The organism is Marinobacterium litorale DSM 23545 (assembly GCF_000428985.1).
GTDB lineage: Bacteria > Pseudomonadota > Gammaproteobacteria > Pseudomonadales > Balneatricaceae > Marinobacterium_D > Marinobacterium_D litorale.
On record NZ_AUAZ01000006.1, the window covers coordinates 104,164 to 124,982 of the forward strand.

The window sequence follows — 20,819 nt, forward strand, 5'->3', positions numbered from 1 at the left end:
CTAACAAATGATGAACGAGAACACAGTACCCGTCAACGGCGTCGCCGAAACCGCCAACCTTGGCTTGTGCGATGTCGCCCTTGAGCGCGCGATCGACAGGACCGGGAGCCTGCCGGGCATGGTCTGCATGTTCGGCCCCAGCGGCTTTGGCAAAAGTGTAGCGGCGACCCACGTCGCCTGCCGCCGCCGGGCCTACTACATCCAGGCCAAGTCTGTTTGGAGCCGTCGCCACACGCTTGCAGCCATCCTGCACGAAATGGGTGTCCAGCCGGGCAAGGCCACGATCCCGCAGATGCTCGACATGGTGGCTCAGGAACTAGCGCTTAGCGGCCGCCCGCTGATCGTTGACGAAATGGACCACCTCGTTGAAAAGAACGTGGTTGAGCTGATCCGCGATATATACGAGAGCAGTCAGGCCGCGATCCTGCTGATCGGCGAAGAGCAGCTGCCCCACAAGCTGAAAAAGTGGGAGCGCTTCCACGGGCGCATCCTTAACTGGGTGCCGGCGCAGCCGGTATCGCTAGAAGACGCCGCCAAACTGGTACCGATGTATGCCCCCGGCATTGAGGTCGCAGAGGATCTACTGGCTCACCTTGTTGAGATCTCCGGCGGCAGCGTGCGTCGTGTCGCAGTCAACCTGGAGCTGATTGCCACGGTGGCCGGTACCGCTGGCGCGGGCTACATCGATCGCAAGAGCTGGGGGCGGCGCGAGCTGTACACCGGCGAAGCACCAAAGCGGAGGCTGGGATGAGCGACATTGAAATCTGCGAACAGGTGCGGGATGCGAAGACCGGTGAGTGGATCGATCTGTTTGGCAACGGGCACTTCTACGGGATGGTCACGTCCCGATACACCTATCTGCCTCATGAACCGATGGGCCCTGTATACCGAGACGTTGCCTGGGTTGATCCGCCATTTGGGCCACCGAGCACGACGAATTCACACCGTAATTTTGGGCTCTGCGTCTACCGCACTCGCCATGAAATGAAAGCGCATTTAGGAGAAAGCGTCCATGTCGAAGCATATCGGATTGCGTAAACCGATTCAGATGGAGCTCGTTGGCGGCAAGCCAGCACGCCAGCGGGCATGGGAGCAGATCCGTATCCACAAGGAACGGTTCCAGATTTACACCATCGCCCGGCGTGCAGAAGCCGACGATGAAACCGTGAAGACCTATCTCCAGTGCCTGGAGAAAGGTGGCTACGTCGTCAAGCTGACCGATAAGCGGTTCGATCAGGCGGACTACCAGCTGATTCGCGACACCGGCATCGAAGCCCCACGACTGACCCGCGATGGACAGCCGGTCACCCAGGGGCTTGGGCAAGAGGCAATGTGGCGCTGTCTGCGCATGCTTGGCCCGCTGGACGCCCGCCAGCTGGTGGGCCATGTCGTCAGCTCAGGCATTGACCTGAAGGAATCGACTGCGCGCCGTTACCTGAAAGCCCTCAAAAAGGCGGGCTACCTGCAGATGGTCCACCCCTGCGATCGGCACCGGGGCAAGCTGGAAGTACTCCAGTTAATCCCCCGCATGGACAGCGGCCCGCGCCCGCCTCAGATCCAGCGTGTTGGCGTGGTGTACGACCCCAATTGGAACAAGGTGATGCACGCCGATGAGCCGGAGGAAATGCTGTGAGCACCATTGATACCAGCGCCTGGGGCGACAACCCGCCGGAGTTTATCCGAGTACTGGCCAACGTGGTCGAGCAGGAAGGCAACAATGCCGCCGCTGCCCGTCGCCTCGGGATCAACCGCGCCTCGGTTAGCACCCTGCTCGCCAACAAGTACCCGGCGTGCACCGACAAGATGGCAAAAACCATCATGAAATGGGCCGCCCATGTCGAGTGCCCGGTTCTGGGCCCCATTACCGGTGAGCAGTGCCAAACAGAGCGCCAAAAACCGTTTATCGGCAGTAACCCCACGCGGATTCGTCTGTACCGCGCGTGTCGTACCTGCCCACGCAACCCTGAATGTCAGGAGAACAGTCATGGATAACAACGTACAGAACCAACTGATTAAAGAGAACCTGACGAAGGTGAGCCTTGCCGTAAACACGTTGCAAGCCCTTGGTCTAACTGTGACCAGCTTCAGTGCGGTGGATGGCCGCCCCCTGGTGCTGATCAACCCCGGCCGAGGCTGTCAGCAGCTGAAGTCGGGCTATACCAAAAACGCCGTTCGGAACGGTCGGCGCATCATCGAGCGCGTCGCCTTCGTATCTGAATGCCAGGTTCGTTGGGAGGAAATCCAGTGAATAACGATTACTTCATCATCAATCTGCCGGCCACCCGCAAGGCTGGCGAAATGATCTTTTGGGCAGTTGTTCCACGCCACGACACCAAGGACCAAGACTCCGCAATGATCGTGAGCGAGGAGCACCTGAACAAAGCCCTTCACCGCTACGACAACGGTGCGACCACTCGCGCCATTCTGGCCCAGGTAGTCCGGGAGCACGACGGCGACCTGATGGAGCTGCTCACCCCTAAGAAACCGGCAACCGAAGAAGGAGAAGCCGCATGAACCAGGCAGTGCAACCGCATATTCCCGAAGGCTACATGATGGATTCCCAGGGCCGGTTAGTTCCTGCGGACCAGGTATCCGAACAGGATCAGCTGCGCGACCAGCTGGTGAATGGCCTAGTGCCCAAGGCTCTGGGTCTTAACCAGGCGCTGAAGGCGTTCAAAGACGAGGCCCTGACCGATATCGATGACCTGGTCACCATAGCCGGTGAACGCTATGGCGCAAAGCTTGGCGGTAAAAAGGGAAACGTCACGCTGACAAGCTACGACGGCCAGTACAAGGTGGTTCGTAGCTTCCGCGAAGTGATCGCATTCACCGAAGAGATCGAGGCCGGTAAGGCGCTGATCGACAACTGCCTGCGCCGCTGGAGCACCAACGCCGATCCGCACCTGATGGCCGTTGTTGAACAGGCATTCCGCACCAACACCAAGGGCGAGATCCGTACCGGAAAGATCCTGGATCTGATGCGACTCAGCATCGACGACGATGAGTGGAAGCGCTCAAGGATGCCATGAAGAACACCGGCACAGCGGTGTACGTGCGTCTCTATGAACGTATCGGTAAGTCTGATCAGTACCGCCCGATCCCGCTGGATCTGGCATCGGTTTAGGGGAAGGTCATGACCACCAAATCCGCAAACCAACTAGCACCCGCCGTCGCTTTTCAGGCCCGCCTGACCCAGCTGCAGGCGGAGCAGGCGATCCAGGCGATCGGCAACGCCGTGCTGAAAGAGATCAAGCAAGGCCACGCGGTGGAGTTTGAAAACTTCGGCCTGTTTGACCTCGGCACCCGGCCCAGCGACGGCACCCCAGCGCTGCGCTTTCGTCAACACCGAACCGTGCGGGAGGCACTGAGCAAATGACTCCACAAATACGTGTACCCGAAACCGAGCTGAATGAAGTGCTCGAATGGGCTGAGCAGCACATTGAAGGCAGCACAACTGACAACGAAGACGGCACCTACGAAGAGGGTGTCATCGACATGGCGCGGTGGATGCTGGGACTGATTCATGGCCGACCGGACGGGGTGTGAGATGGCGATAACAAAAGAACAGTGGGCCGAGATCGAGGAACAGCTTCAGGACATGTTTGGCCGCGTGGAGCTGATGTTAGAAGGCCGGAAGCTAACGCTGGAAAAGCGCTTCGTCAAAGAGAATCGGTTGGCGATTCTGGTGTTCATCGACGGGTCGTTCAACCTTGGCTGGGGCTTCCCGGATATGGATTCGTTCGATGAGTTTGTTCAGAAAGTCTGGCGTGAACGTACTCACTCGATTCATCCGCCAAAGGAGCGCGCCCGGATCATCAAAACCTTCGGCAAGCGAGCGGCTAAAAAGCACTTCCCGCGCCTGGACGAGAAGCTCTCTTTCTGGACTCCGGACTTCAGCACTGCGAAGTCCCTGCGCCGCAAGCTCCAGAAGCTGGAGGGCTTGGAGGTCGTCAGCATCGGGTATCAATCACAAACGGCGGAGACCTGACATGAGCACAGTAACCATCACCCTGACTGACCACGACAGCGGAAATGTGGTTGTTGATATTAAGGGCTTACCTAAAGCTGATCAGGTTCCAACTAAAGCGCAGGTGTTCGGTAGAGCCTTGCAGGCGTCGATCAACGACCTCCGACCCTGCATGAACGGCATGGGCAACAATGTCTGCCCTCACTGCGACGGCACATGCACAGAGCGAAACGGGCGCTAAGCGTCCGTCTGTCCGGCGTGGTGGTCGGGCACTGATGAGCAGCCAGGAGAAAGCAATGCAACTGTCAATCTTAGAAGTCCGCATACTCAACGAACTCGCCCGGCGTGGGCCCTGCGCCGCATCCACCATCATGCCCCATGTTGAGGGGTTGGATTCAAAAGCGCAGCTGAAAGGCACACTGGAGGGGCTGGAGAAGAAGGCGCTGGCGAAATACCAGTCAAACGGTCAGTGGGCAATGCCTGCCGCCCTCAAGAAAAAGGTGCTGGACGGAAAGATCGGAGCAACGGTCGATACTACGGTAACGACACCGGCGGTCGCTGACATTAAGCCCGCGCCGGTATCGGTTAAACCAAAGGTCGCCGCAAAACAGAAGTCAACTGAGTCTGCTCACAGTAAGCCGAAAACGGTACAGGTGCCGGTGCTGCAGATGTCCGAACCAGCCAAAAACATCAGTCCCCTGCGGGCATTGCGCAACAGCCTGCCACCCGGTATTGAGGTGTATGTAAGTGGTGAAGAAGCAATCCTTCACTGGGAAGAGAGCACTTTCAAGATCGAAGATGACGGGTTGGATGTAGCCTTGGGTGCTATCCGTACCCTTGAGCGGTTGAAGGTGGGGTCTACATGCAGCTGACCCGTTGCCCTGTTTGCCACAGCCGCATCCACCTGGACGCCCTCGTCCAGGATGACGCCGGCCGTGAACTGCTGGCGATGCTGGCCAGGCTGGACCGCTCCGCAGCCGGTGCGCTGGTCAGCTATATGAGCCTGTTCCGCAGCAAGAGCCGCGACTTGGCCAACGATCGCGCACTGCGCATCGCAACCGAGGCGTTAGAGCTGGCACAGCTTAACGCTCTAACTCCTGCGATGGCTCACACCGTTGAGCAGATGCGAGTTAAGCAGCTGGCCGGTAGCTTCAAGCCGCTGACCAATCACAACTACCTGAAACGTGTGCTTGAGAACCAGGGAGCAGCGGTGGTTGAGGGTGATATCGAAGCTCTGCCAGCGAACGCAAGTACAGGCTCAAAAGCCGAACGCCGGGCCGTTGTCAGCCGCAGCACCATGAACATCCACGATATCGACTGGTAACGCCATGACCGCAAAAGACAACCGCAAAGCCGCGCTCGCACAGATCCACATCGCCAAGAAACAGCTGGGCCTGGATGACGATATCTACCGCGAGATGCTCGAAAACATCACCGGTAAGCGCAGCTGCTCCGGTATGGCGATCGGCGAGCTGTACCAGGTGATCAAACACTTGGAAAACGTCGGATTCAAGCGAAATCGTGGCGGCCAGCCGAAGAGCCGCCGCCAGCAGTACTACAGCCCAAAATCAAAGGGCCAGATCATCGACGTCATGCGGGCCATCTGGATCGAGATGCACCAGGCAGGCATCGTCCGCGACGGCTCCGAGCTTGCACTGACCCACTGGGCCAAACGAGCAAGCAGCAAGCGCAACGGCGGTGTCGGCGTGGATTCACTGGACTGGCTGGAGCGTGACACAAAACTGGCCAGTCAGGTGCTGGAAGATCTCAAACAGTGGAACAAGCGCGTGCATCGCCAGTGGCAGAAGGAAGACTTTGCGCTGATCCAATCAAAGCAAGTGCGGCCCGCTTATGTAGTCGCGTTGGTCCGGCAGCTACTGGCCGAGCACCGCATCATGTGGTGGCCTGAATTTGACTTGCAGCTTGGCATTGAGAATGACCCCGATTACTGCACCAACCGGGAGGAGCTGAATCGTGGCGACTGAAGAACAGCAGGATATGCTGGGCGAGAGCAGCTTCAGCGAAGAGCTACTGGAGCACCTGGACGAGATCCCGGCAGAAACCAAACGCAAGTGGCCGAAGGACCTCGCCGCGCTGATCGATATCTTCGAAGCGGCACTCAAGCGCGGCGGGCTGGATGACGTGCAGGCCAAACGCTTGGCGCACTCCCTGCTCGCCGAGCAGGCGATGTACTGCGGCGGTCGCCACATCTACATCCCGAAAGGCGACCGGCTGAAGCAGGCGATCCGCGATGTGGAACTGTTCCGCGACTGGCACGACAACGGCCTGGTGCCGGACCAGCTGGCGGCCAAGTACAAGATATCCGCGCAACACGTCTACCGGATCATTAACGAACAGCGGGCGATTCACCTCAAGCGGGTACAGCCGGCGTTGTTTTGATAGGATCCGGTGAACCCATGACAGCAAGCAACGGAGATAATGCGATGGCTGGTAACGATCAGGGCGCCTCTCAGGGAGTGGTCGGGAAGGTCTGCCCAAAGTGCGGCTACGCCCGCAAAGCCGATGAACCGGTACCGGAAACGCGGTGCCCGAAGTGCCGGGTGCTTTATGCCAAGGCGGAAGCAGACGAGTCGGAAAGCGCTGCTGTTTATGCGGTCAGCAGCGTCACGCCAGAAGAGGAAGCTACGAATTCATCGGAGCCTGCCATGCAAAAGCTGGCGGGGCTGCTGCAAGGTGATCTACCCAAAAAACATGTAGTACTGATCGGGCTCTTCTGCCTTGTGCTGGGCTATTACGCGGGACGTGAGCATCTGAAGTACGAAATGCGCAGTGCCTTCAGCGATGCCTTTAGCGGGATCGCGGAAGGCTTCAAAGGGCTATCTGACGCCGCGCAACCAGTCGATAAACAGGAGCCCTCGATACCCGACCCTGAGTCGCAGCCTATTCAGGCGACTCTGATCCGCAAGGGCTTCTCTCCAAAGGATCTGGACAACATGAAGATCCGTGAAGAGATCACATTTACGATACGGTTTGAGAATCAGCAGGATCGAGATATCCGGGCATTTGACGGCATCATTCACTTCGTCGACCTGTTGGGTAATTCGATCATATCGCTGCGCACTGAAGTGAATGACCCGGTCCCGGCCTACGACTTCTTCGACTGGCATGGCCTGATCGACTACAACGAGTTCAAGGATTCCGAACGTAGGCTGCGCGCAGCGGAGCAACAGAACATTCGAGCCATCTTCGAACCGCGGAAAATCCTCTATGCAGATGGCACTGTTGAACAGCTGAACTGATAACAAGCCTATCTCCAACGTGGGTTAAACCACGCTCCCCACAATCCCCGGCACAGTGGAACTCACAGCCTCCAACGTGAGTTACACCAGATCCGGGGATTTTTATGTTAAGAGCACCGCGCCTCACCTCATTCGCTGTCATCGCGCTGATTCTGACGCTGGTGATTGCCATCCTCGCGCCGCATCAGCTGGGCGTCACCCTCTACAAACTCAGCCTCGTCTCGCTGGCGGCCGTGCTGGGCTACTGGATCGACCGGGTTGTGTTCCCCTATGCCCGGCCGCACGAGTTCTTCCACATCGCCGACTGGCTGCGCCAAGGCAACAACGCCGAGGGCAGCCGGGCCGTCCGGCATTGCGCCGGCACCGCCACCCTGCGCCGCGCCATTGTCATGGCCGCGGTCATCATCGCCATCGCGCTGGGGGCCTGACGTGAAGTTCGCCGTTGCCTGGTCCGTATTCTGGACGCTTGTGGTGCTTTTCGTACTCGCCCCTTTGGGTGAGGCCGCCGAGATCCCTCATGCCGCCCACCAGTACCGGCAGGAGCTGACCCGGCAGGCTCGCCTTGTCTGGGGGCTGGACGCGCCGCTGGCGGTGATGGCCGCGCAGGTGCACCAGGAGAGCTACTGGAACCCGAAGGCGATCAGCCCCGTCGGCGCCGAGGGCCTCGGCCAGTTCATGCCACGCACCGCGGAATGGATGCCGGATATCGACCCCGTACTGGCCCAACCGGTGCCGTTTAACCCGCGTTGGTCATTGCGCGCGCTGGCCCGGTACGACCGCTGGCTGCACAGCCGCCTGAAGGCCGACACCAACTGCGACCGCTGGGCGATGACGCTGTCGGCCTACAACGGCGGGCTTGGCTGGGTGCTGCGCGACAAGGCGCTGGCCGTAGAGAACGGCCACAGCCGCTGGCTCTGGTGGGACAACGTCGAGCGCTACAACGCCGGGCGCTCCGCCGCCAACTTCCGTGAGAACCGCCATTATCCGCGCCGGATCCTGCATGAGCTGACGCCCCGATACGCCGCTGCCGGCTGGGGTGAGGGGGTCTGCTTTTGAAACTGCTCAGCCCGATCGCCATTACCGCCATCCTCGGCGCGCTCGGCCTGCTGTTCGCCCTCGGCTACAAGCAGGGCCATGACGCAGCCGAGGAGCAGCACAACCGCCAGCAGGCGGAGCTGATCGCCCAGCGCGAGACGCAGCTGCGCGAACAGTACCAACACCAGATCGCCGTCGGCGCCCTGACCGTGCGCGAACTGCGCGCCGAGAAAGCCGCCATCGCCCACCGTGCCAACCAGCTGGAGGAGCGCATCGCCTATGTCACCGAACACTACCGCCCGGCGCCGGATTCAGCGCCTGAGCCTCGCCCTGACTGCGTGTTCACTCGCGGTTTTGTCGGGCTGTACAACAGCGCCATCAGCCCCGCCGGAGTGTCCGCCGCTGGTGCTGCCCCCGGAGCTGATGGAGCGCCCGGCACCGCCGCATCTGCTGCGGCCGACCCGCTCGGCATCAGCGGCGTCCGCCAGCCCGACATCCTCAACCACATCGTCGGATACGGCAGCCGCTGCCAGCAGATAGAAGCGCAGCTCAACGCGCTGATCGACCACCTCAACCGGATACAGGAACCGGAGTAATGCCTGATCTCTACGACCGAGCCCAAGAGCGCGAACAACAGAACACCCAGGACGCGCAGGCGCACTACCGGGCCAGCCTGTCGCCCGAGCCGGAACAGGTAATCGTCGCCGGGTGCGTGCTCTGCATCGACTGCGACGAACCGGTACAAGCCGCGCGCCTCGCCGCTAAACCCAACGCTGCCCGCTGCATCTACTGCCAGGGCGAATATGAAAAGGAACAGCGCCGCCATGGATGACCCGACCAACTATGACGCCTGGCGTTTCTGGCTCGATGCCATCCAGTGGCTGTTTATTGTCGTGCTGGCGGTATGGGGTTGGATAGACCGGGGCCGGAAGGACAACAAGAGTGCCATCCGTGAGCTTACCCAGAACACCGAAGCGTTAGAGCAGCGCCTTATAACGGCGGACAAGGAGCTGACCAAGCACATAGATGGCGTCGAACGCCGCCTGACCACCGCTGAAGAACACCTGCGCCACAGCCCAACGCACGACGATATTGCGCGCCTGCGGGAGCAGTACTCCGGGCTGGAAAGCAAGCTGGACCGCGTGACCAGCACGCTCGATCGCATCCACGACTACCTGATGAACAACAAGGGGTAAGCCATGCCATTCGCCCAATTTGAACAGGAAGACCGGCGCCTGGTGATCCTGCGCCTGCTGGCCGAGGATCAGGACTACCGCGTCAACTCCTCGATCCTGCAACAGGGCATCGACCTCTACGGCCATAGCGTCAGCCGCGATCGCCTGCACACCGACCTAACCTGGCTGGCCGAGCAGGATCTGGTCACCGTCGAGGAGATCAACTCCGTGCTGGTCGTCACCCTGACCCAGCGGGGGCTTGATGTCGCCAATGGTCGCGCCACCCAGCCGGGCGTCAAGCGTCCGGGGCCTCGGTGAAGGAGAACGCTTATGGCGGTGAAACCACTCACAGCAGCGCAGAAGAAAGTGATGGCCTCATTTGCACGCTGGTTTGTTTACGGCGAGGTGGAAGCGAACGTCGAAGGGATGAAGGGCTTTCAAAAGCACATGAGGAAGAAAGACCCGGAATGTGCCCAGGCAGAGCGGGAGTTCCAGAAAGCGGTACGCAGAATCCGTGAGGACTTTCTGAAGTCGATGGAGAAAGAAAATGGCGCGTAAATCCTCCATCGACATGCTGCCGGCAGAGATCCGCGACGCACTCCATGAGCTGCTGCGCGACCCGACGGTGAACCAGCTGGAGGCCACCAAGCGCGTCAATGCGCTACTTGAGGCGGAGCAGCACGATACCCGCGTCAGCAAGTCAGCGGTGAACCGCTATAGCCAGAGGATGGATGCGATCGGCGAGAAGATGCGCCAGTCCCGCCAGATCGCCGAGATGTGGATCGGCAAACTAGGAAACCAGCCCCAAGGTCAGGTCGGCAAGCTGTTGAATGAATTCACCCGCACTATGGCGTTCGAGACCGCCCTGCATATGTCGGAGGATGAAGACCCAATTCCGCCGAAGCTACTGAAAGAGCTGTCGTTGGCGATCAAGCACCTGGAGGAAGCCGCCAGCGTAAACGAGAAACGCGAACGTGAGATCCGCCGCCAGATGGCCGAAGAAGCGGCTGATGCTGTGGACGAAGCAGCCAAAGCACAGGGCCTCACCGCTGACAGCGTCTCGCAGATCAAGGCGCAGATACTGGGGATTGCATGAACCTCCAACAAACCGCCATCGCCCAGGCCGTCACCACCGGCCTCGAAGATCTCCAGCAGTTCAGTAAGGATGAAGTACTCCTCGGCTACCAGAAGCGCTGGATCGCCGACGACTCGCCGCTGAAAATCGCCCAGAAGAGCCGCCGAACCGGTCTCACCTGGGCGGAAGCTGCCGATGCTTGCCTATGTGCCGGTACCGCCCGCAGCGAGGGTGGAACCAACCACTTCTATGTGGGCAGCAACAAGGAGATGGCCCGCGAGTTCATCGAAGCCGTAGCCATGTGGGCGGGTGCATTTGATCGTGCTGCTGGCGAGATCCAGGAAGAAGTACTCCAGGACGAAGATAAAGACATCCTAACCTTCGTCGTCTACTTCGCCAGCGGCTTCAAAGTGCAAGCGCTGTCAAGCAACCCCAGCAACCTGCGCGGTATGCAGGGCAACGTCACCATCGACGAAGCCGCCTTTCATGAGCGCCTGGCCGAAGTGCTCAAGGCCGCACTGGCACTCACCATGTGGGGTGCGAAGGTCCGTATCATTAGCACCCACAACGGCATCGACAACCTGTTCAACCAGCTGATCCAGGACAGCCTGGCCGGGCGCAAACGTTACAGCGTGCATACCATCACGCTCGATGACGCCTGCGCCGAAGGCCTCTACAAGCGCATCTGCCAAATAACCCGCAAGGAATGGACACAGGAAGCCGAGGACGAGTGGAAAGCCGGTCTGCTGAAAGACACGGCCACCGAAGAGGACGCGCTGGAGGAGTACTACTGCGTGCCCAAGTCGGGCTCTGGCGTGTACATCAAGCGCTCCCTGGTCGAGCGGGCAATGGTGTCCGATCGCTCTATTCCAATCCTGCGCTGGACCGCACCAAAAGACTTTGAGCTGCAGAGCGAAGACTCCCGCGTCGTGGATGTGCAGGAGTGGTGCGAAGTCGTTTTGCAGCCCGAGCTGGACAAGCTCAATCCGTTGTATCGCCACGTATTTGGCGAGGACTTCGCCCGCAAAGGCGACTTATCCGTATTCACGCCGATGGCGATCCGGCCTGATCTGACCAAGCGCACGCCGTTTGTGGTTGAGCTGGTCAATGCCCCCTACGACACCCAGCGGCAGATTCTCTTCTACATCCTGGAGCGTCTGCCACGCTTCACCGGCGCTGCCTTCGATGCGACCGGTAACGGTGGGTATCTCGCTGAAGCTGCTCGCCTGCGTTGGGGGGCTGACATGATCGACTGCGTCATGCTTAACCTTCCCTGGTATCGCGAGTGGATGCCCAAGCTCAAGGCGGAGTTTGAAGACGATAATCTGGAGATCCCGCGCCACGAAGATGTGCAGTCCGACGTTAGTAAGATCCAGATGAAACAGGGTGTGCCTCAAATCGAGAAAGGTTCGGGTAAAGGGGCCGATGGGCAACAGCGACACGGTGACTTTGCAGTCTCCCTGGTAATGGCTGTGCGAGCCAGCTGGTTGGAGGGTGGCGCGATCGACTTTACTCCACTCCCCGGCAAAGGCGGCCTCTATGGTACTGCCGACGACGATGACGACGACCTTCCACGTTATGACTCAGGAGCCTGGTAATGGCTAAATCCACCATTCTCGACATCAATGGGCAGCCCTTCGACCTGCAGGATCTGGAAGAGCCGCAGACCGAGGCGGACTCAAAGCTGGCCCAGCTGCACCGTCATTTTGGCAGCCATCCATCCAGTGGCCTGACGCCAGCGAAGCTGGCCACCATCATGCAGGAAGCCGAGCAGGGCGACCTGATGCGCCAGTGCGAACTGGCCGAAGACATGGAAGAGAAAGACGCCCATATCCAGAGCGAGCTGGGCAAGCGAAAGCTGGCCATGCAGGGGCCTGACTGGAACATTGTGCCTCCTCCCAACGCCAGTGCTGCCGAGAAGCGCGACACCGAGATGATTGAGGAGTTGCTGCGTTCCGCCACCTGGTTGGACGATGCAATTTTCGATAGTGGAGACGCAATCCTAAAGTGTTTTTCTAACCAAGAGCTTCGTTGGGAGTACGGTGACAAGACCCATTACATCACCGATACCGAGTGGCGCGACCCGAGCTGGTTCCAGACCCACCCGGACAACCGTAACCAGCTGCGCCTGCGCGATGGCAGCCACGAGGGCGCCGAGCTGCGCAACTTCGGCTGGATCAGCCATCAGGCGAAAGCCAAGTCCGGCTACCTATCCCGCCGGGGGTTGGTGCGCGTGCTGGCCTGGCCCTTCCTGTTCAAGAACTACAGCGTTAGAGACTTGGCCGAGTTCCTGGAGATCTACGGCTTGCCGTTGCGGCTGGGTAAGTATCCTGAAGGTGCCAGTGAGCGTGAGAAGCTGACACTGCTGCGTGCCGTAATGAGTATTGGCCACAATGCAGGCGGGATTATCCCACGTGGAATGGAGATCGAGTTTCAGAAAGCGGCAGAAGGTCAGTCTGACCCGTTTATGGCGATGATGAACTGGTGCGAGAAGAGTCAGTCCAAGGCGATCCTCGGCGGTACACTTACCAGCCAGGCTGACGGCAAAACCAGCACCAACGCTTTGGGCAACGTCCACAATGAAGTGCGTCAAGAGATCCGCGATGCAGACCTCAAAGCGCTGGCCAACACCTTCACCCGCGATATCGTCTACCCGTTGTATGTGCTCAACGGCCGCAGTTTCAAAAGCCCGCGCCGCATTCCGCGCTTCGAGTTCGATCTGAACGAACCTGAAGACCTGACCCTATTCAGTAAGCCGTTGAAGGGCCTAGTCGAGCTGGGCGTACAGATTCCGACTAGCTGGGTCTATGAAAAGACCCGCATCCCGCAGCCAGCCGGCGATGAGCCCGTGCTGACGATTCAGCCTCGCATGCCAGCGCTGCCACAGCAGACGAAACTGGCAGCACTCAAGGCAGGTGATCAGCAAAATCAGGATGTGGTCGAGCAGTACGTGGGTCAGCTCCAGGAAGTAACCAGCGATTCCAGTACGGCGCTGATCGACCAGATCCGCGAATTGGTAGACTCAGCAGACAGCCTGGAAGCGATCCGCGACGGTCTGATGGAACTGGAGCTGGATGCCTCTGAGCTAGCTGACGCTATGGCTGAGGCGCTTCAGGCCGCTGCGCTGGCCGGACGTTACGAGCTGCTCCAGGAGGCGCAGTAATGCCGGAGTTCGCCAGCCGTCCGTTTAGCGAGGCGATAGACTACTTTAACCAGAAAGCGCCACTACCTACCAATGGCTGGCAGGATGTGTACGGGCCGCAGCATGACCGGGCTTTTATGGTCGCCGGTGCCAATAAAACCGCGATTGTTGAAGACTTCGCTACCGCTATCCAGGCTGCCATGGAAAATGGCGAAACTCTGGAAGAGTTCAGAGCCCGCTTTGACGATATCGTCACCCGACACGGCTGGGACTATAAGGGTAGCCGGGGCTGGCGATCGCGGCTGATCTACGAGACCAACATCCGACAGAGCTACAACGCTGGACGCGAGCGGCAGATGAGTGACCCGGCCTACCGCGAGCGCTTCCCCTTCATGCAGTATCGCCATTCTGGTGCCGAAAACTACCGCCCACAGCACAAAGCATGGGATGGGCTGGTGCTCCGCGCAGATGATCCCTGGTGGGACGTGCATAGCCCTAGCAACGGTTACGGCTGCAAGTGCAAGAAGTTCCCAGTCTCGCGCCGCCAAGCCAAGCGGCTGGGCCGTGAGGTACCGGATGAAACACCAGAGGATGAGTACCGTGAGTTCCTGGATGAACGCACCGGCGAAGTGAAGCAGATCCCGCTCGGCATCGATCCGGGCTTTGAGCATCGGCCAGGTGCCAGTCTGCTGCGCCCGTTTGCCAACCGACACCGTGCCGAACTGCCGGAGCATGTCCAGCCGGTACCGGTGAACACCTCCACCAAGCCGACATTGCCGGAGCCAGCACCAACAACCCCGGATCTGTTACTGGATGATGCGCGCCCCCTGGACGATTACCTGAACACCTTCCTGGAAGAGTTTGGTGTTGATGGGCCGACGCTGTTTCGTGATATCACCGGCGAGCCGATCGCCCTCGACCGCATCATGTTTGAAGGGGCCGATGGCGCCATCAGTATCGATGAGAGCTTACGCCCTTATATCCGCCTGCTGGCCCGGACACTACAGCAGCCCGACGAGGTATGGACGCTGCTGGAGCCCGACATCAAAGACGCTAAGCGGCTGCGCGTTAAGCGGCGATACCTCAAACGCTGGCAGCAGGATGGCCGCATCGGATTCACGCTATTCGATCAGGGGCAAGGCGTATGGACCGGCCGAGCCGTTATGGACAGCGATGAATCCATGGAGCAACTGCGCGAAGGCGTGTTGCTTTACCACCGCACGGAGGATGGCTCATGAGCGGCGTGCAGGAGCGGATCACCGTCGACTTTGACGATACCCAGGTACAGGACGTTTTGAACCGTGTACTGCGGGTGACCGAAAACACCGAGCCGGTGATGATGGAGATCGCCGAATACCTCCACGGCCAAACCCGTGAGCACTTCGACAATGAGAAAGCCCCAGATGGTACGCCCTGGGCGAAGGTGAAACCGGAAACGCAGGAAGAGAAGAACCAGGGCTACTACGTCGGCGGCGAGCGCACCTCGCTGCCGATCCCCGGCAAGACTCTCCACGGGGTGACCCTCAACCTGCGGGATATGATCCACCCGTTCTGGAGCAAGACCGAGGCGGGAGTCAGTACCGGCATGGAAACCGATGCCTACGCGGCCGCTCACCAGTTCGGTACGGAAGGCATGACCATCAGTGTGCCCAGTCACCAGCGTCTGATCACCCAGGTGTTCGGTCGCCAATTGCCGTTTCCCGTCTGGGCAACGGTGGGAGCGTACAGCTTCCAGGGTGGCTTACCCGCCAGGCCATTCTTTGGTGTCGGCCCGGATGATGAGCGGGAGATATTGGACATCCTGGAGGACGAAATACTGACGCATACACAAGCGCCATCAGGGCGTATTTAAGGTTCTTGGTGTATGTCGGTAGCGGATTTCATAGTTTGTCGATTCTAACGGTATTCTAACGGCTAACAGCGCTTTTATTGATAGAGGTTTGACATGACTACAGGGACTGGTGGCAATGACGCGGCTAAAAACAGCAGCGACGGCGAGAACTCAAGTTATCGAACTATGCTCATTGAGGTTGTCCACAATCTCAATTCGAGCTTTGACAAGTTGGTGGTAACTCTCTCTGGTGGGGCGCTGGCAGTATCAATCACTTTCCTGAAGGACGTTATCTCGATAGAGCAAATCGTTCAGCCGTGGTTGCTTTTGACGGCTTGGGGCCTCTTCGTCTTTAGTCTAGCCAGCATATTAGGAGAGATACTGTTCGGAATGGAGGCGTACAAGCTGGCACTTCGGCAGCTCGATGACGGAACTATTTATGAAGGACGTCCAGGTAAATTGTTTTCGGCGCTGTCCTGCTGGCTTCAGAGGCTCGCAATAATAACCCTAGTTTCTGGATTGTTGCTATTATCGGTATTCACCTTAGTGAATATGGGAGATAGCAATGGCAGCAGACAAGCAGAGACCGAACAATCCGCCGCGCCCCCCTCGCCAAACACCTCAACGCCCGAGGCCTGAGCCACATATAGACTCGCCAGGAAAGAGAGAATGGCAACCACCGCCGCCACCGCCGCGCCCAAAGGAGAAATAACCTCCAACCCACGTTAAACCACCTCCCCTGAACATGCCGCCATCATGGCGGCATGAGCATTTCAAACCACACCGCACTCGCAGTACTCGCCAGCCGGATCGGGAACCACCCAGTCGCTATTCTGGCGCTGGATCTGTCCGCCGACTCTGACGGCTGGCAGCAGCTGCTCCCCGCTGGGCACTTCAAGGCGATCGATGGCCGTCCCAGCGATGTGCCTGGCGGTCACTGGTTCTTGGATGAGGGTATCGCCCGTCGCCTGATCGAGCGGGCCCAGGCTGCAGCCAACGACCTGGTTATCGATTACGAACATCAAACCCTCTACAGCGAACAGAACGGCCAGCCGGCACCGGCTGCCGGCTGGTTCAAGGATGCTGAGTGGCGTGAGTCCGGGCTCTGGATACGCCCGAGTTGGACCGACCGTGCCCGCGACTTCATCCAGAGCGGCGAGTACCGCTACCTCTCAGCTGTTTTTCCCTACGACAAACGTACTGGCGAGCCGCTGTCGTTGCACAGCGCCGCCCTCGTTAACCGTCCCGGTATCGACGGCATGCAGGCCGTTGCCGCACTGAACGCTCAACTCCCTATAACTGAACAGGAGACTGTGATGAACGAACACATGCGCAAGCTGCTCGCCAAGCTCGGTATCAAAATTGCCGAGGGTGCCGAGCTGACCGAGGAGCAAGCCACCGCTGCGCTGAGCGCCTTGGATGGACTGACCTCCAAGTCTGAACGTGCTGGTGAGCTGGAAACCGAACTCGCCACACTTAAGGCAAAACAGCCTGCTCAGGGCGTGGATCTTTCCAAGTACGTGCCGGTTGATACCTATAACGCGCTGGTCACCGCTCATGCCGCGCTGAAAGCGGGTGCCGAAACCGAGAGCGCTGAGCGCCTGATCGCTGATGCCCGCAAGGACGGCAAAGTGCTGGCTGCTGAAGAGGACTACCTGAACCAGTTCGCGGAGCAGCAGGGAGTGGCCGCGCTGAAGGCGCTGATCGACGCCCGTCCGGCAGTTGCTGCGCTCAAGGGTAAACAGACGGACGAACAGGACACCCAGAAGGACCAGGGCAAAGGCAAGGACGCTGATCTGACTTCCGAGGACCTCGCGGTGCTGAAGGCCACCGGCCAGTCCCGCGAGGAGTTCATCAAATCCAAGCAGGAGCTGAACTGATATGGGCGCTATTGCAGAACGCGACGGTCGCAAGCGCGGCTACCCGATGAAGGCCGGTGCCAACCTGGCCGCCAACGTACCCGCTGTACTCGATAGCGGCTACCTCACCGATGTGTCGGACGGCTCCGGCAGTGCCACAAGCGCAGGTGTAACCACCTTCGAAGCGGATAACAGCGCGGGGGCCAATGGCGACGTGATCGCTGAAGTGGTCAGCGGTGAGCACAAGTTCGCGAACAACGGCGATATCACCGTCGCCAATGCGGGCGCGACTGCCTACTTCGTGGATGACTCCACCGTATCCAGCGACTCCGCCACCAGCTCTCGCAATGCCGCCGGCACGATCACCCAGGTCGACGGTGACGGTGTCTGGGTAGCGCTCGGCGTTTAAGCGGGCGTTAAAACCGAACAGCTCTAACAGGAGAGATTGATGGACATTACAGCCAACGCATTGCGAGCCCTCTACACCGCTGTGAACTCGGCGTTCCAGCAGGGCCGCGCAACCTACACTCCGAAGTGGGAAAAGATTGCCACCTTGGTGAACTCCACCACGGCGCAGGAGAACTACGAGTGGCTGGGTGAGTTCACCCGTCTGCGCAAGTGGATCGGCGATCGCCAGATCAACCGCATGAAGGTGCACGACTACTCGATCAAGAACGAAAAGTTCGAGGGTACCGAAGGCATCCCCGCTGAGCGGATCGAGGACGATACCTACGGCGTGATCATGCCCAAGTTCCAGGACATGGGCTACGCCTCAGCGACTCACCCGGACGAGCTGGTGTTTGCGCTGCTGGCTGCAGGTTTTACCACGCCATGCTACGACGGGCAGTACTACTTCGATACCGATCATCCCGTGATTGGTTCCGACGGCACGGCGCAAAGCGTCAGCAATATGCAGGCTGGCGCAGGTAACGCCTGGTTCCTGCTGGACACTAACCGTCCGCTCAAGCCGCTCATCTTCCAACGCCGCCGCGAATACCGTCTGCAGGCGAAGACCGACGCAGGCACCTCCGATCGTGTGTTCATGGCGGATGAATACCTGTACGGCGTGGATGCCCGTGTGAATGCCGGTTTCGGGTTCTGGCAGCAGGCATTCGGCTCCAAGGCCACCCTGGACGAAACCAACTTCGATGCCGCCATGGCGGCCATGGGCGCACTGAAGTCAGACAAGGGCCGCCCGCTCGGCATCATGCCCAACCTGCTGGTGGTTGGTCCCTCCAATCGCTCTGCTGCCAAGACGCTGATCGAAGCCCAGAACAAAGCCAATGGTGCCAGCAACCCGAACTACCAGGCCGTCGAAGTGATGGTCGTTCCCTGGCTCGACTAATCGCCTGACCTTATGGCGGGCGATCGATTGCCCGCTCAACCCGACATAGCGAGAGGACATATGAAATGCCAAGTATTCGTATCAGCTCTGCAATTAATGGCTTCCGACGCGCTGGAGTGGCTCATCCGAGTAAGCCAACTGTGTACCCGGGCGATTACTTTTCCGACGAGCAGATCCGGCAGCTCAAAGCGGAACCGCGCCTGGCCGTGGAGTTTGGCGACTTCGAAGTGGAAGAACTTGAGCAAGCAGATCCGCCTGCTGATCAGACGGGGGCCGTGGAGCCGGACAGTGCATCTGGCGATGTGACGCCGGACAACGGTGAGAACCTGCTCCAGCCGTTGATGGACATCATTGGGAAGCTGGACCCACATGACGAAAAGCTCTGGAACAAGGACGGTAGCCCCAAAGCGGCCAACTTCCCTCAGGGCACAACTGCTGAAGACCGCGCCAACGCTTGGGAAATGTTCCAGGCTCAGGCAGATAAGGCCTAACCCATGTATGCCACCCGTCAGGACATGATCGACCGTTTTGGTGAGGAGGAGATCCAGCTCCTCACCGATCGGGACGGCAGCGCCGGTGTGATTGTCGATAGCGTACTTGATCAGATGCTGGCTGATGCCAGCGCCGAGATCGACGGCTACATCGGCGGTCGCTACCGCCTGCCGCTGGTCACTGTGCCTGAGGTGCTGGTGCGTCTGTGCTGCGATATTGCCCGCTACCTGCTCCATGATGATCGAGCCCCCGAACAGCTCAAGGTGCGGTACGACGCAGCGATCAAGTTCCTGACCAAGCTGGGCAGCGGTGAACTGAGTCTCGGTGTGCTCGATGCCAACGAAAGCGGCCCGAGTAATAACACCGCTGAAATCCAGTCCGCTGGTAGCGTGTTCGCCCGCAATAGCAGCAAGGGGTTCATCTGATGCTGGAGCTGAAAGACGACTACCTGGCTGCTGAGCCGATCCTGGTCACCACGCTGGAGCAGGTAGCAGATATCCGCAAAGTCTATAGATCGGAGGATCTCGCCACCCTGGATGAGCGATCCCAGATCTGCCCGGCGCTGCACCTCATCTACTGGGGCGACAGCATTCCCTTGCAGTCACAGGGCGGCGTTGTCGGCCACGTTACCCAGACATGGATAGTCGTCCTTGCCATCGATCTGCGCAAGAAGGATAAGGCTGGCGGGCTGCTAGCTGACCTGATCAAAACCATGTCCGGCGTCCATACCGAGCTTGGTTCCATCAAACGCGTCAACGCCCCGGCGAAGCCAAGCTTCAGAGGCGGCTTTGGCTACTACCCACTCGCATTTGAACTGACCTTCAGAACCAAAGGAGCACGAAAATGAGCGGACTTCTTCTCGCTGGCGACGTTTACATCGACCGCCTCACTGACACCGGCGTATCCACCGGCCTGGTAGGGCCTATCAACGTCACCCAGCTGGCGCTCCAGACCCCGTCTGAGAAGGTGCAGCGGCCCTCCAAACGCAAGAGCACCTACGGCCAGACGCTGGACACAGTCACCCTGCCGCAGCCGACCACCATCAACATGGTGATCGATGACCAGCCTGCGGACCTGCTGGCGATGGCCATGCTTGGTGACGTGGAGCAGATCAACCAGGGCTCCGGCAACGTTTCACTCGCAGACGTCACGCTCAAGGCCGGTAATAAATGGACCAAGCTACCGCATGGCAACCTGGCTGATTCTGGGTTGGCGTTGTATGAGTCCGACGGGACCACGCCGATCGCCGCGCCCGCGTTTGAGGTCAACTACGCGCTGGGCATGATCCGCACCACGCCAGGTGGCGCTCAGGACACCGGCTCTGATGTATCGGCCAAGATCACCTACGACTACAGCGCAATCGCTGGCACCCGCATCAAGGCCGGTACCCGCTCGCAGATCCGCATGAAGATCTTTATGGACGGCACCAACCTGGCCAACGGCTTGCCCTGCAAGCTGGAGGTTCCTGAAGCGGCGATCGCGCCGACCGAAGCGGTGGACCTGTTCTCCAGCACGTACGTCAGCACCACGCTGGCGGGCGACGTGAAGCTGGTTGATGGCGAAACCGCGCCCTACTACTTCGACCAGGAAACCGCCTGATAGTCGACTGAACCACCCGGAGGGCGCCCGCCCTCCGCA

The 20,819-nt window shown here is 59.5% G+C and carries 34 protein-coding genes, 1 other RNA gene and 1 pseudogene; all 36 read left to right on the forward strand.

Annotated features, from left to right (window positions below):
- Positions 1 to 10: 10 nt before the first annotated feature.
- The 36 genes and pseudogenes from G403_RS0107000 to G403_RS0107175 all read left to right on the forward strand — a co-directional run bounded on the left by G403_RS0107000 (position 11) and on the right by G403_RS0107175 (position 20,780).
- Complete coding sequence (locus tag G403_RS0107000; protein ID WP_245578217.1) at positions 11 to 751, forward strand: AAA family ATPase; 741 nt, start codon at positions 11 to 13, stop codon at positions 749 to 751.
- Positions 748 to 1,038, forward strand: a complete 291-nt coding sequence (locus tag G403_RS0107005; RefSeq protein ID WP_027853364.1) for a hypothetical protein — start codon at positions 748 to 750, stop codon at positions 1,036 to 1,038. The genes G403_RS0107000 and G403_RS0107005 overlap by 4 nt, the downstream gene beginning before the upstream one ends.
- The gene (locus tag G403_RS22505; protein WP_036232907.1) at positions 1,013 to 1,633 is read left to right on the forward strand and encodes a hypothetical protein; all 621 of its coding nucleotides are present in this window, start codon (positions 1,013 to 1,015) and stop codon (positions 1,631 to 1,633) included. The genes G403_RS0107005 and G403_RS22505 overlap by 26 nt, the downstream gene beginning before the upstream one ends.
- Positions 1,630 to 1,992 (forward strand): hypothetical protein, encoded by a 363-nt coding sequence (locus tag G403_RS0107015; RefSeq protein WP_027853365.1) that lies wholly within the window; start codon positions 1,630 to 1,632, stop codon positions 1,990 to 1,992. The genes G403_RS22505 and G403_RS0107015 overlap by 4 nt, the downstream gene beginning before the upstream one ends.
- Positions 1,985 to 2,248, forward strand: coding sequence for a hypothetical protein (locus G403_RS0107020; RefSeq protein ID WP_027853366.1), 264 nt, complete (start codon positions 1,985 to 1,987; stop codon positions 2,246 to 2,248). Before G403_RS0107015 ends, G403_RS0107020 begins: the two co-directional genes overlap by 8 nt.
- Complete coding sequence (locus G403_RS0107025; protein WP_027853367.1) at positions 2,245 to 2,514, forward strand: hypothetical protein; 270 nt, start codon at positions 2,245 to 2,247, stop codon at positions 2,512 to 2,514. Before G403_RS0107020 ends, G403_RS0107025 begins: the two co-directional genes overlap by 4 nt.
- A gap of 38 nt (positions 2,515 to 2,552) precedes the next feature.
- Positions 2,553 to 3,124: pseudogene (locus tag G403_RS22510) on the forward strand (DUF3164 family protein).
- 9 nt (positions 3,125 to 3,133) lie between these two features.
- Positions 3,134 to 3,376: an HU family DNA-binding protein gene (locus G403_RS0107035; RefSeq protein WP_027853368.1), complete on the forward strand. Its 243-nt coding sequence runs from the start codon at positions 3,134 to 3,136 to the stop codon at positions 3,374 to 3,376.
- Complete coding sequence (locus G403_RS25265; RefSeq protein WP_156899655.1) at positions 3,373 to 3,546, forward strand: hypothetical protein; 174 nt, start codon at positions 3,373 to 3,375, stop codon at positions 3,544 to 3,546. The genes G403_RS0107035 and G403_RS25265 overlap by 4 nt, the downstream gene beginning before the upstream one ends.
- A gap of 1 nt (position 3,547) precedes the next feature.
- On the forward strand, positions 3,548 to 3,988 hold the full coding sequence (locus G403_RS0107045; RefSeq protein ID WP_027853369.1) for a hypothetical protein: 441 nt from the start codon (positions 3,548 to 3,550) through the stop codon (positions 3,986 to 3,988).
- 202 nt (positions 3,989 to 4,190) lie between these two features.
- Positions 4,191 to 4,256: hammerhead ribozyme type II (locus G403_RS24875), an RNA gene on the forward strand.
- A gap of 7 nt (positions 4,257 to 4,263) precedes the next feature.
- Positions 4,264 to 4,839, forward strand: coding sequence for a hypothetical protein (locus G403_RS0107055; protein ID WP_027853371.1), 576 nt, complete (start codon positions 4,264 to 4,266; stop codon positions 4,837 to 4,839).
- Positions 4,830 to 5,291 carry a hypothetical protein gene (locus G403_RS22515; RefSeq protein WP_051298667.1) on the forward strand — a complete coding sequence of 154 codons (462 nt, stop codon included), beginning with the start codon at positions 4,830 to 4,832 and terminating at the stop codon, positions 5,289 to 5,291. The genes G403_RS0107055 and G403_RS22515 overlap by 10 nt, the downstream gene beginning before the upstream one ends.
- Positions 5,292 to 5,295: 4 nt before the next feature.
- Entirely contained in the window at positions 5,296 to 5,952 is a 657-nt protein-coding gene (locus tag G403_RS22520) for a gp16 family protein (RefSeq protein ID WP_051298669.1), read from the forward strand.
- On the forward strand, positions 5,942 to 6,367 hold the full coding sequence (locus G403_RS0107070) for a Mor transcription activator family protein (RefSeq protein ID WP_051298671.1): 426 nt from the start codon (positions 5,942 to 5,944) through the stop codon (positions 6,365 to 6,367). Before G403_RS22520 ends, G403_RS0107070 begins: the two co-directional genes overlap by 11 nt.
- 44 nt (positions 6,368 to 6,411) lie before the next feature.
- The gene (locus G403_RS0107075) at positions 6,412 to 7,227 is read left to right on the forward strand and encodes a hypothetical protein (protein WP_027853373.1); all 816 of its coding nucleotides are present in this window, start codon (positions 6,412 to 6,414) and stop codon (positions 7,225 to 7,227) included.
- Positions 7,228 to 7,331: 104 nt separating this feature from the next.
- A complete protein-coding gene (locus tag G403_RS0107080) occupies positions 7,332 to 7,655 on the forward strand; it encodes a putative holin (RefSeq protein ID WP_036232912.1) in 324 nt (107 codons plus the stop codon).
- Between the two features lies 1 nt (position 7,656).
- Positions 7,657 to 8,283: a transglycosylase SLT domain-containing protein gene (locus G403_RS22525; RefSeq protein ID WP_211232654.1), complete on the forward strand. Its 627-nt coding sequence runs from the start codon at positions 7,657 to 7,659 to the stop codon at positions 8,281 to 8,283.
- Positions 8,280 to 8,858 (forward strand): hypothetical protein, encoded by a 579-nt coding sequence (locus G403_RS25270; protein WP_051298673.1) that lies wholly within the window; start codon positions 8,280 to 8,282, stop codon positions 8,856 to 8,858. Before G403_RS22525 ends, G403_RS25270 begins: the two co-directional genes overlap by 4 nt.
- On the forward strand, positions 8,858 to 9,094 hold the full coding sequence (locus G403_RS0107095) for a TraR/DksA C4-type zinc finger protein (protein ID WP_027853375.1): 237 nt from the start codon (positions 8,858 to 8,860) through the stop codon (positions 9,092 to 9,094). Before G403_RS25270 ends, G403_RS0107095 begins: the two co-directional genes overlap by 1 nt.
- The gene (locus G403_RS0107100; protein ID WP_156899656.1) at positions 9,066 to 9,458 is read left to right on the forward strand and encodes a hypothetical protein; all 393 of its coding nucleotides are present in this window, start codon (positions 9,066 to 9,068) and stop codon (positions 9,456 to 9,458) included. Before G403_RS0107095 ends, G403_RS0107100 begins: the two co-directional genes overlap by 29 nt.
- A gap of 3 nt (positions 9,459 to 9,461) precedes the next feature.
- Complete coding sequence (locus G403_RS0107105; RefSeq protein WP_027853377.1) at positions 9,462 to 9,755, forward strand: VpaChn25_0724 family phage protein; 294 nt, start codon at positions 9,462 to 9,464, stop codon at positions 9,753 to 9,755.
- Positions 9,756 to 9,767: 12 nt separating this feature from the next.
- Positions 9,768 to 9,995 carry a hypothetical protein gene (locus G403_RS0107110; RefSeq protein ID WP_027853378.1) on the forward strand — a complete coding sequence of 76 codons (228 nt, stop codon included), beginning with the start codon at positions 9,768 to 9,770 and terminating at the stop codon, positions 9,993 to 9,995.
- Entirely contained in the window at positions 9,985 to 10,533 is a 549-nt protein-coding gene (locus tag G403_RS0107115; RefSeq protein WP_027853379.1) for a DUF3486 family protein, read from the forward strand. The genes G403_RS0107110 and G403_RS0107115 overlap by 11 nt, the downstream gene beginning before the upstream one ends.
- Positions 10,530 to 12,110 (forward strand): terminase large subunit domain-containing protein, encoded by a 1,581-nt coding sequence (locus tag G403_RS0107120; RefSeq protein WP_027853380.1) that lies wholly within the window; start codon positions 10,530 to 10,532, stop codon positions 12,108 to 12,110. The genes G403_RS0107115 and G403_RS0107120 overlap by 4 nt, the downstream gene beginning before the upstream one ends.
- The gene (locus G403_RS0107125) at positions 12,110 to 13,675 is read left to right on the forward strand and encodes a DUF935 domain-containing protein (RefSeq protein ID WP_027853381.1); all 1,566 of its coding nucleotides are present in this window, start codon (positions 12,110 to 12,112) and stop codon (positions 13,673 to 13,675) included. The genes G403_RS0107120 and G403_RS0107125 overlap by 1 nt, the downstream gene beginning before the upstream one ends.
- Positions 13,675 to 14,892, forward strand: coding sequence for a PBECR2 nuclease fold domain-containing protein (locus G403_RS0107130; protein WP_027853382.1), 1,218 nt, complete (start codon positions 13,675 to 13,677; stop codon positions 14,890 to 14,892). Before G403_RS0107125 ends, G403_RS0107130 begins: the two co-directional genes overlap by 1 nt.
- Positions 14,889 to 15,506, forward strand: a complete 618-nt coding sequence (locus tag G403_RS24405; RefSeq protein WP_051298676.1) for a phage virion morphogenesis protein — start codon at positions 14,889 to 14,891, stop codon at positions 15,504 to 15,506. Before G403_RS0107130 ends, G403_RS24405 begins: the two co-directional genes overlap by 4 nt.
- 93 nt (positions 15,507 to 15,599) lie before the next feature.
- The gene (locus G403_RS0107140) at positions 15,600 to 16,124 is read left to right on the forward strand and encodes a hypothetical protein (RefSeq protein WP_027853383.1); all 525 of its coding nucleotides are present in this window, start codon (positions 15,600 to 15,602) and stop codon (positions 16,122 to 16,124) included.
- 125 nt (positions 16,125 to 16,249) lie between these two features.
- Positions 16,250 to 17,365: a phage protease gene (locus G403_RS0107145; RefSeq protein ID WP_027853384.1), complete on the forward strand. Its 1,116-nt coding sequence runs from the start codon at positions 16,250 to 16,252 to the stop codon at positions 17,363 to 17,365.
- 1 nt (position 17,366) lies between these two features.
- Positions 17,367 to 17,753, forward strand: a complete 387-nt coding sequence (locus tag G403_RS24410) for a hypothetical protein (protein WP_051298678.1) — start codon at positions 17,367 to 17,369, stop codon at positions 17,751 to 17,753.
- Between the two features lie 39 nt (positions 17,754 to 17,792).
- Positions 17,793 to 18,689 (forward strand): Mu-like prophage major head subunit gpT family protein, encoded by an 897-nt coding sequence (locus G403_RS0107155; RefSeq protein WP_027853385.1) that lies wholly within the window; start codon positions 17,793 to 17,795, stop codon positions 18,687 to 18,689.
- Between the two features lie 65 nt (positions 18,690 to 18,754).
- Positions 18,755 to 19,180, forward strand: coding sequence for an HI1506-related protein (locus tag G403_RS0107160; RefSeq protein ID WP_156899657.1), 426 nt, complete (start codon positions 18,755 to 18,757; stop codon positions 19,178 to 19,180).
- A 3-nt stretch (positions 19,181 to 19,183) separates the two neighbouring features.
- Positions 19,184 to 19,606, forward strand: coding sequence for a gp436 family protein (locus G403_RS0107165; protein WP_027853387.1), 423 nt, complete (start codon positions 19,184 to 19,186; stop codon positions 19,604 to 19,606).
- On the forward strand, positions 19,606 to 20,028 hold the full coding sequence (locus G403_RS0107170) for a phage tail terminator protein (protein WP_027853388.1): 423 nt from the start codon (positions 19,606 to 19,608) through the stop codon (positions 20,026 to 20,028). Before G403_RS0107165 ends, G403_RS0107170 begins: the two co-directional genes overlap by 1 nt.
- Entirely contained in the window at positions 20,025 to 20,780 is a 756-nt protein-coding gene (locus G403_RS0107175; protein WP_027853389.1) for a phage tail tube protein, read from the forward strand. Before G403_RS0107170 ends, G403_RS0107175 begins: the two co-directional genes overlap by 4 nt.
- The last annotated feature ends 39 nt before the right edge of the window (positions 20,781 to 20,819 follow it).

Coding starts and splice junctions, on each gene's coding strand:
- G403_RS0107000 (WP_245578217.1), top strand. CDS start 11: ATGAACGAGAACACAGTACCCGTCAACGGCGTCGCCGAAACCGCCAAC.
- G403_RS0107005 (WP_027853364.1), top strand. CDS start 748: ATGAGCGACATTGAAATCTGCGAACAGGTGCGGGATGCGAAGACCGGT.
- G403_RS22505 (WP_036232907.1), top strand. CDS start 1,013: ATGTCGAAGCATATCGGATTGCGTAAACCGATTCAGATGGAGCTCGTT.
- G403_RS0107020 (WP_027853366.1), top strand. CDS start 1,985: ATGGATAACAACGTACAGAACCAACTGATTAAAGAGAACCTGACGAAG.
- G403_RS0107035 (WP_027853368.1), top strand. CDS start 3,134: ATGACCACCAAATCCGCAAACCAACTAGCACCCGCCGTCGCTTTTCAG.
- G403_RS25265 (WP_156899655.1), top strand. CDS start 3,373: ATGACTCCACAAATACGTGTACCCGAAACCGAGCTGAATGAAGTGCTC.
- G403_RS0107045 (WP_027853369.1), top strand. CDS start 3,548: ATGGCGATAACAAAAGAACAGTGGGCCGAGATCGAGGAACAGCTTCAG.
- G403_RS0107055 (WP_027853371.1), top strand. CDS start 4,264: ATGCAACTGTCAATCTTAGAAGTCCGCATACTCAACGAACTCGCCCGG.
- G403_RS22515 (WP_051298667.1), top strand. CDS start 4,830: ATGCAGCTGACCCGTTGCCCTGTTTGCCACAGCCGCATCCACCTGGAC.
- G403_RS22520 (WP_051298669.1), top strand. CDS start 5,296: ATGACCGCAAAAGACAACCGCAAAGCCGCGCTCGCACAGATCCACATC.
- G403_RS0107075 (WP_027853373.1), top strand. CDS start 6,412: ATGGCTGGTAACGATCAGGGCGCCTCTCAGGGAGTGGTCGGGAAGGTC.
- G403_RS0107080 (WP_036232912.1), top strand. CDS start 7,332: ATGTTAAGAGCACCGCGCCTCACCTCATTCGCTGTCATCGCGCTGATT.
- G403_RS0107095 (WP_027853375.1), top strand. CDS start 8,858: ATGCCTGATCTCTACGACCGAGCCCAAGAGCGCGAACAACAGAACACC.
- G403_RS0107100 (WP_156899656.1), top strand. CDS start 9,066: ATGAAAAGGAACAGCGCCGCCATGGATGACCCGACCAACTATGACGCC.
- G403_RS0107105 (WP_027853377.1), top strand. CDS start 9,462: ATGCCATTCGCCCAATTTGAACAGGAAGACCGGCGCCTGGTGATCCTG.
- G403_RS0107110 (WP_027853378.1), top strand. CDS start 9,768: ATGGCGGTGAAACCACTCACAGCAGCGCAGAAGAAAGTGATGGCCTCA.
- G403_RS0107115 (WP_027853379.1), top strand. CDS start 9,985: ATGGCGCGTAAATCCTCCATCGACATGCTGCCGGCAGAGATCCGCGAC.
- G403_RS0107120 (WP_027853380.1), top strand. CDS start 10,530: ATGAACCTCCAACAAACCGCCATCGCCCAGGCCGTCACCACCGGCCTC.
- G403_RS0107125 (WP_027853381.1), top strand. CDS start 12,110: ATGGCTAAATCCACCATTCTCGACATCAATGGGCAGCCCTTCGACCTG.
- G403_RS0107130 (WP_027853382.1), top strand. CDS start 13,675: ATGCCGGAGTTCGCCAGCCGTCCGTTTAGCGAGGCGATAGACTACTTT.
- G403_RS24405 (WP_051298676.1), top strand. CDS start 14,889: ATGAGCGGCGTGCAGGAGCGGATCACCGTCGACTTTGACGATACCCAG.
- G403_RS0107140 (WP_027853383.1), top strand. CDS start 15,600: ATGACTACAGGGACTGGTGGCAATGACGCGGCTAAAAACAGCAGCGAC.
- G403_RS0107145 (WP_027853384.1), top strand. CDS start 16,250: ATGAGCATTTCAAACCACACCGCACTCGCAGTACTCGCCAGCCGGATC.
- G403_RS24410 (WP_051298678.1), top strand. CDS start 17,367: ATGGGCGCTATTGCAGAACGCGACGGTCGCAAGCGCGGCTACCCGATG.
- G403_RS0107155 (WP_027853385.1), top strand. CDS start 17,793: ATGGACATTACAGCCAACGCATTGCGAGCCCTCTACACCGCTGTGAAC.
- G403_RS0107160 (WP_156899657.1), top strand. CDS start 18,755: ATGCCAAGTATTCGTATCAGCTCTGCAATTAATGGCTTCCGACGCGCT.
- G403_RS0107165 (WP_027853387.1), top strand. CDS start 19,184: ATGTATGCCACCCGTCAGGACATGATCGACCGTTTTGGTGAGGAGGAG.
- G403_RS0107170 (WP_027853388.1), top strand. CDS start 19,606: ATGCTGGAGCTGAAAGACGACTACCTGGCTGCTGAGCCGATCCTGGTC.
- G403_RS0107175 (WP_027853389.1), top strand. CDS start 20,025: ATGAGCGGACTTCTTCTCGCTGGCGACGTTTACATCGACCGCCTCACT.